The following is a 7,185-nucleotide window of genomic DNA, read 5'->3' on the forward strand; positions in this document are numbered from 1 at the left end:
CCTCCTGCCGCCCCGAGTCAATCCGTCGCAACAAGATCTGTGCATGCCGTAGCGCGCGCGGGGAGGGGTCATCAACGACTGCATCAGGCTGCATCAGGTGCCGGGACGGGCGGGCGGCGAAAACTCGGGTCGCCAGCGCTTCAGCCACAGCGAGTTGGTCACCACCGAGACCGACGACATCGCCATGGCGGCGCCGGCCAGCGCCGGGGTGAGGAAGCCCGCTGCGGCGAGCGGGATGCCGATCACGTTGTAGACGAACGCCCAGAACAGGTTCTGGCGGATCTTTCGGACCGTCCGGCGGGCGATGTCGAGCGCTGCGGGCACGAGCCGCGGATCCGGCCGCATCAGGGTGACGGGCGCCGCCTCGACGGCGACGTCGGTGCCGGTGCCGAGCGCGATGCCGACCTCGGCGGCGGCGAGCGCCGGGGCGTCGTTGATGCCGTCGCCGACCATGGCGGGCCGCTTGCCGTCGGCCTTCAGGGCGTCGAGCGCCGCCGACTTGTCGGCCGGCTTCACGCCGGCCGTGTAGGCGGCGAGCTTCAGGTCGCCCGCCACCTTGGCCGCGACGGCCTGCGAATCGCCGGTCAGCATCTGGGCCGCGATGCCGCGCGCCGCGAGCAGCGCGACCGCCTCGGCCGCCTCGCGCCGCACCGGATCGGTGATGCCGAGCACGCCGACGGCGCGGCCGTCCGCCGCCACCACGACGGCGGTGCGGGCCTCGGTCTCGATTTTGTCCAGCGCCGCGGCCGCCGGGCCGATGTCGATCGCCAGTTCGTTCATCAGGTCGCGGTTGCCGATCGCGACCATGCGGCCCTCGACCGCACCGGTGACGCCCCGCCCGACCAGCGCGCGGAAGCCCTGCACGGGCGGCAGCGCGACGCCGGGCACCGCGGCCGTCACGGCCTTGGCCAGCGGGTGCTCGCTGCCGGCCTGCACGGCGGCGGCGAGACGCAGCAGCGCATCGCGGTCGAGCCCCGATCCGGCGAGCGGCACCGCGTCGGTGAGGGCCGGGCGGCCTTCGGTCAGCGTGCCGGTCTTGTCGAACACCACGGTGTCGACCACGGCGGCGCGCTCCAGCGCCTCGATGTCCTTCACGAGGATCCCCGCCTTGGCGGCAGCGCCCGTGCCGGCGACCAGGGCGGCCGGCGTCGCGAGCCCGAGCGCGCACGGGCAGGCGATCACCAGCACCGACACGGCGGCGACCAGCGCCGTCTCGACGTCGTGCCCGGTGACGAGCCATCCGGCGAAGGCGAGGATCGCGATCACGATCACGGTCGGTACGAACACGGCCGACACCTGGTCGACGAGGCGCTGCACCGGCGCCTTGCCGGACTGGGCGTTCTCGACCATGCGGATGATGCGGGCGAGCGTCGTGTCCTCGCCGACCGCGACGGCCGCGACGATCAGCCGGCCGACGCCGTTGAGCGCGCCGGCCGTCACCTTGTCGCCTCGCCGCTTCACCACCGGAACGCTCTCGCCCGTGATCAGCGATTCGTCGGCCTCGCTCTCGCCGTCCACGATGGTGCCGTCGACCGGGATGCGCTCGCCGGGCCGGACCACGATGTGCTCGCCGGGGCGCAGGTCGTCGACGCCGATATCGATCTCGGCACCGTCGCGTAAGACATGGGCGCGCTCGGGTCGCAGCGTCATCAGGGCTCGGATGGCGGCCGTGGTGCCGCGCTTGGCACGCGCCTCCAGCCACTTGCCGAACACCACGAGCGTGATCACGGCGGCGGCGCCCTCGAAATAGAGATGGCCGGTCGCGGCCGCGCCACGGTCGAACACCATGTACGAGCTGAACGCATAGGCCGCCGTGGTGCCGAGCGCGACCAAGAGATCCATGTTGCCCGAGAAGGCCCGCACCGCCTTCCAGGCCGCTTTGTAGAAGCGCGCCCCGACCAGCACCTGCACGGGGGTGGCGAGCGCGAGCTCGATCCACGGATCGAGATGCAGGTGCCAGCCGAACGGCGCCGCCACCATCGGCAGCACCAGCGGCAGCGTCAGGGCCGCCGAGAAGACGAGCAGCACAAGCTGCCGTCGCTCCGCCACGACGCGCTCCGTCTCGCGGGCCTCCTCCTCGCGGCGGCGCTCGGCCGCGGAGGGCGGACGCGGATGCGCGCCGAATCCGGTGCGCTCCACGGCGGCGGCGAGCTGCGCCGGGGTGATGCCCGGCGCGGCGTCGACGTCGGCGCGCTCCAGCGCGAGGTTGACGGTCGCGCTCGCGACACCCGGAACGCGCTTCAGCGCCGTCTCGACCCGGCCCGCGCAGGCCGCGCAGGTCATGCCGGTGATGTCGAGCACGACATGGACGGGCGTGGCCCCGGGTGCCATATCCGGTGCGGCACCGAGGCCGGCCGGAGCCGTCGGCGAAGTCTTGCTTTCGAGCGCCAGTGACATCAGCATACGATCCTGTTCTCGCCCAAGATGGCGACGGCCGGCGGTTCCGGCAACGCCACGGGCGCGGCGGGCAGATCTGCGCGCGGGTTTCGCGGGCACGACCTGCGGTGCGAGTTTCGCCGCACACCTGCGGCAGGCGTCAGTTCCGCGAGCCGGCCAACAGCGAGCCACAGAACCCCCGTATCCCCGAGCACCTCTATCCCGAGCACCTCTATCCCGAGCACCTGCCGCGACCACCATGGCGATATATTCCGGTTCCCGCAATCGTGCGGCGCCGCCCTGCGCGCCGTGCGAGGCGTCCGTGATGCCGAACGCGCCCTCACACCGTGAGCCGTCGGCGGTCGCGCCGCGCGTGCGCCGCGCCGTCGCGGCCGATCTCGACGCGCTGACCGCGCTCGAGGAGGCCGTGTTCGTGACCGACTGCATGTCGCGGCGGAGCATCCGCAGCCTGCTCGCTTCGCCGAGCGCCGTCGTGCTGGTCGCCGAGCACCAGGGCCGCGTCGCCGGCGCCGCCGTGGTGCTGACGCGCGCGCGTTGCACGGTCGGCCGCCTCTACTCGCTCGCGGTCGATCCGGCGGCACGTGGCCACGGTCTCGGGCCGGCGCTGCTCGCCGCCGCCGAGGCGGAGGCGCGCTCCCGCGGCTGCCGGGCGATCCGGCTCGAGGTGCACGAGACCAACGCCCGGGCGATCGAGCGGTATCGACGCGCCGGCTTCACGCAGTTCGGCCGCCACGTCGCCTATTACGAGGACCAGGGCGACGCGCTGCGCTTCGAGAAGCCGCTCGGCGCCTGACGCCGGAGAGCCAGGGGAGGCATGGCGCACTCTCCTCTGACATCTTCGTGATCGGACGTCGGCGGCCTTTCGCACCGCCATGATTCGCCTCGACAAGCAGAATCGCGTCATCCGGACGACACGAAACGGATCGACACGGAGCCGACGCGCGGCGTTCTCGGGACGCACGATCACCGCTCGGAAAGGGCCTCTCTCATGACCGGCTGGGTCATCCTGGTCGACCAGCCCCGCGACTTCCCCAACGCCGACACGCCGCACAAGGTGATCACCACCAGCGAGTACCTGGCGCGCCCGCGGCTGTTCGCGGCGGCGCGGCCGAAGCTGATCAACCTGTCGCGCTCCTATGCGTACCAGTCGAAGGGCTATTACGCCTCGCTGCTGGCCGAGGCGCGCGGCCACCGCGTGGTGCCGACCGTCGAGACCATGCTGGAGCTGCGCGAGGCCAAGCTCTACGAGCACGCGCTGCCGGAGCTCGAAGACTCGCTCAACCGGTGCGCCCGAAAAGCCGAGTTCCAGCCGGAGGGCGAGCTGAAGCTGTTCGTCTGCTTCGGCCTGGTGCGCGGCAACGCCGCGCCGGAGGGCCGCGTGCGCGACAGCGTCGCCCGTGAGGGCATCGCGCGCGATGCGCGCTTCGAGGCGTTCGGCCGGCTCCTGTTCGACTGGTTCCGCTGCCCGGCGCTCGAGGTGACGGTCGACACCGGCGCCGTCTGGCTGTCGATCGACCGCATCCGCATGCGCAACGCCACCCGGCTCGCCAACGGCGAGGCGGCGTTCTTCCGCGACGCGCTCCATCAGCACACGCGGCGTGACTGGCGCAGCCCGAAGGCGCGCACCACGGCGAAGTTCGATCTCGCGGTGCTGTACGATCCGAACGAGAAGATGCCGCCGTCCTCGGCCGCGACCATCCGGCACTTCGCCCGCATCGCCGAGCGCCACTCGGTCGACGTCGAGCCGATCGGGCGGCGCCAGCTCGCCGAGCTCGCCGAGTACGACGGGCTGTTCATCCGCGAGACCACCTCGATCGACAACCACACCTACCGGTTCGCGCGCCGCGCCGTGCAGGAGGGAATGCCGGTCATCGACGACCCGATCTCGATGATCCGCTGCACCAACAAGGTTTTCCTGATGGAGCTGCTCGGCCAGAACCGGGTGGCGATGCCGCCGACCCGGATCGTCTCCGAGCCGGCCGACCTCGAGCGGGCGATCGACGAGCTCGGCCTGCCGCTGGTGGTGAAGATCCCCGACGGCTCCTTTTCACGCGGCGTCCACAAGGTCACGACGGCCCAAGAATTTCAGCGGGTGGCGGACGAGCTGTTGGAAGAAACCGATCTGCTGCTCGCCCAAAAATTCATGCCGACCGAGTTCGACTGGCGGGTCGGCGTGCTCGCCGGCGAGCCCTTGTTCGTCTGCCAGTATCGGATGGCGCGCGGCCACTGGCAGATCGTCAAGCACAAGGCCGACGGCACCGCGCGCGAGGGCGGTTTCAAGACCTTCGACCTCGACCAGGCGCCCCCCGCCGTGATCGAGACGGCGGTGCGGGCCGCCCGCCCGATCGGCGACGGCTTCTACGGGGTGGATCTGAAGGAGACGCCGGACGGCGTCGTCGTCATGGAGGTCAACGACAATCCCAACCTCGAGCACGGCATCGAGGACGCCGTCGGCAAGGACGAGATCTGGGTGCGGCTGCTGAAGTGGTTCATGGCCCGTATGGAGGGGTAGCGACGTGCACGGCTCCCGCGTGCCCCGGACGAGTTTCGCGGATACCATGGGGAGGGTGAGGGTTGCCAAAGGCGCGGAACGCGCCGTGCCCACGCCGTCGTGCTCATCGGCGCCGGATGGCGTGGGCACGCCGCTGCGCGGCTTTGCCGACCCTACCGGTCTGCGACGCCAAGCCGGCCTTTCACCCCAGCGGGCCGTCCTTCAGGCGCGAAGCATCGAACCGGGCGACCTCGTGCAGCAGCGCGACGAAGCCACGGGCCGCATGGTCGATCGCGGCTACGCCCTTCTCGGCCGAGGCGGGGCGGGGGTCGCCGACCGCGCCGGACTCGTGGAGATCCTGGGTCATCCAGCCGAACGGCGCCGGCGTATAGGGATGCAGCCAGCGGAACTCGCGCTCCATGGCGACCGAGACCGACTCGGCGTTCCGGGCCTTGTCCATCTGCACCGCGTCGGGACGGTGCGCCAGCACGAGCGAGGTCTCGATGTCGCCCGCGTGGATGCCGTGATGCTGCTCGTGCGGCGTGAACAGCCCGTCCGGATAGCCGAAGCGATGCCAGTGGGTGGTGACGACCAGCATGGCGAGCCTCGCGCGCAGCTCGCGTGCGACGATGTCGATCGCCTGCACGTTGCCGCCGTGGCTGGTGACGATCACCAGCTTGCGCACCCCCGCGCGAAAAACGCTCTCGCCGATCTCGGTCCAGGCCCGGATCGCCGTCTCGGGCGAGAGTGTGAGGGTGCCCGGAAACGCGAGGTGCTCGGTCGAGTGGCCGATCGCCTGGACGGGCAGCAGCGTCGCCGGCAGGCCGTCCGGGATCAGGGCCGCGACGCGGTCCAGATGCGCCTGCGCGATCAGTGTGTCGGTCGCCACCGGCAGATGCGGCCCGTGCTGCTCGACGGCGGCGACCGGCAGGACGGCGATCCAGCGCGCCGTGTCGCCGGACGCGAAATCCTCCCAGGTCATGTCGCCCCAGTGTCGTTTCGGCAGCATTGTCGTAGAACTCTCGACGTGACGGTAGGATGTCGGCGCGACAACGTGCGGCGCGACAGCGACGGCCGGCCGGTCACGGCGGCGGCTCGTGGGGACGGGGGTGGACGATCGCCCCTACAGAGGACGAAATGATGCGGTTCGCAAGTCCATTCCGGCGCCGGTCCGGCGCGCTGGCCCGACTGGTCGCGGCGCTCGCCGCGCTCGCGCTGCCGGCCGTCGCGGCGGGCACGCCGGCGATCGCCCAAGGGGCCGGAAGCGCGCTCGACAAGGTGGCGTTCGGCACCAACTGGGTCGCCCAGGCCGAGCACGGCGGCTTCTACCAGGCGCTCGCCGACGGCACCTATCGGCGCTACGGGCTCGACGTCACCATCGTGCCGGGCGGCCCCAACGCCAACAATCGCATGCTGCTGCCGGTCGGCAAGCTCGACTTCTACATGAGCGCCAACACGCTGCAGTCGTTCGACGCGGTCGAGCAGGGGATCCCGACCGTCGCGGTGGCGGCGATCTTCCAGAAGGATCCGCAGGTGCTGATCGCCCATCCGGGTGCGGTCCAGCGCTTCGCCGACCTCAAGCGGCTCAACCTGTTCGTCTCCAAGGAGGGGATGGCGAGCTACTTCCAGTGGCTCAAGGCCGACTACGGCTTCAGCGACGCGCAGGTGAAGCCCTACACGTCGAACGCCCAGCCCTTCCTGGCCGACACGCGCAGCGCCATGCAGGGCTACGTCACCTCCGAGCCCTACGTGATCGAGAAGCAGAGCCGTATCCGTCCGATGGTGTTCCTGCTCGCCGACCAGGGCTTCACCAGCTACTCGACCCTGATCGAGACGCGCCGCGACCTCGTCGAGGGCAAGCCCGGGCTGGTGCAGCGTTTCGTCGATGCCTCGATCATCGGCTGGTACACCTATCTGTACGGTGATCCGAGCGCCGGCAACGCGCTGATCCGCAAGCAGAATCCGGATATGAGCGACGACCTGCTCGACTATGCGCGCCGCCAGCTGCGCGACCGCGGCATCGTCGATTCGGGCGATGCGCTGACGCTCGGCATCGGCGCCATGACGGACGCCCGCATGTCCGGCTTCTTCGCCACCATGGTGAAGGCCGGCGTCACCAAGCCCACCGTGGATTTCCGCCGCTCCTACACGCTGCAGTTCGTCAACAAGCGGGTCGGCATCGACCTGCGACCGAAGAATTGAGGGCGCCGGCTTGGACATGATCCGGCACGGCGCGCGTTTCCCCTCTCCCCGCGTGCGGGGAGAGGGTGGCTCGGACCGAAGGTCCGAGTCGGGTG

The 7,185-nt window shown here is 70.8% G+C and carries 5 protein-coding genes; 3 read left to right on the forward strand and 2 right to left on the reverse strand.

Annotated features, from left to right (window positions below; all coding sequences use genetic code 11):
* Positions 1-93 precede the first annotated feature (93 nt).
* On the reverse strand, positions 94-2,331 hold the full coding sequence (locus tag ACFSOX_RS23465) for a heavy metal translocating P-type ATPase (RefSeq protein ID WP_378480242.1): 2,238 nt from the start codon (positions 2,329-2,331) through the stop codon (positions 94-96).
* Between the two features lie 370 nt (positions 2,332-2,701).
* Here ACFSOX_RS23465 and ACFSOX_RS23470 point away from each other — a divergent pair, with 370 nt between their 5' ends.
* Positions 2,702-3,190 carry a GNAT family N-acetyltransferase gene (locus ACFSOX_RS23470; RefSeq protein WP_378480243.1) on the forward strand — a complete coding sequence of 163 codons (489 nt, stop codon included), beginning with the start codon at positions 2,702-2,704 and terminating at the stop codon, positions 3,188-3,190.
* A gap of 195 nt (positions 3,191-3,385) precedes the next feature.
* Complete coding sequence (locus tag ACFSOX_RS23475; RefSeq protein WP_378480244.1) at positions 3,386-4,909, forward strand: RimK family protein; 1,524 nt, start codon at positions 3,386-3,388, stop codon at positions 4,907-4,909.
* A 181-nt stretch (positions 4,910-5,090) separates the two neighbouring features.
* Here the strand turns inward: ACFSOX_RS23475 and ACFSOX_RS23480 are convergent, their stop codons facing one another.
* Positions 5,091-5,897 (reverse strand): creatininase family protein, encoded by an 807-nt coding sequence (locus ACFSOX_RS23480; RefSeq protein ID WP_378480245.1) that lies wholly within the window; start codon positions 5,895-5,897, stop codon positions 5,091-5,093.
* A gap of 128 nt (positions 5,898-6,025) precedes the next feature.
* On the opposite strand from ACFSOX_RS23480, the gene ACFSOX_RS23485 reads away from it, so the two are divergent.
* Positions 6,026-7,090, forward strand: coding sequence for an ABC transporter substrate-binding protein (locus ACFSOX_RS23485; protein ID WP_378480246.1), 1,065 nt, complete (start codon positions 6,026-6,028; stop codon positions 7,088-7,090).
* Positions 7,091-7,185 lie beyond the last annotated feature (95 nt).

Source organism: Rhodoplanes azumiensis (assembly GCF_042682915.1).
Lineage (GTDB): Bacteria > Pseudomonadota > Alphaproteobacteria > Rhizobiales > Xanthobacteraceae > Rhodoplanes > Rhodoplanes azumiensis.

What these genes read in the sequence shown, in the direction of transcription:
- ACFSOX_RS23485 (WP_378480246.1), top strand. Translation starts at nt 6,026, where the DNA reads ATGATGCGGTTCGCAAGTCCATTCCGGCGCCGGTCCGGCGCGCTGGCC.
- ACFSOX_RS23465 (WP_378480242.1), bottom strand. Translation starts at nt 2,331, where the DNA reads ATGGCACCCGGGGCCACGCCCGTCCATGTCGTGCTCGACATCACCGGC.
- ACFSOX_RS23475 (WP_378480244.1), top strand. Translation starts at nt 3,386, where the DNA reads ATGACCGGCTGGGTCATCCTGGTCGACCAGCCCCGCGACTTCCCCAAC.
- ACFSOX_RS23480 (WP_378480245.1), bottom strand. Translation starts at nt 5,897, where the DNA reads ATGCTGCCGAAACGACACTGGGGCGACATGACCTGGGAGGATTTCGCG.
- ACFSOX_RS23470 (WP_378480243.1), top strand. Translation starts at nt 2,702, where the DNA reads ATGCCGAACGCGCCCTCACACCGTGAGCCGTCGGCGGTCGCGCCGCGC.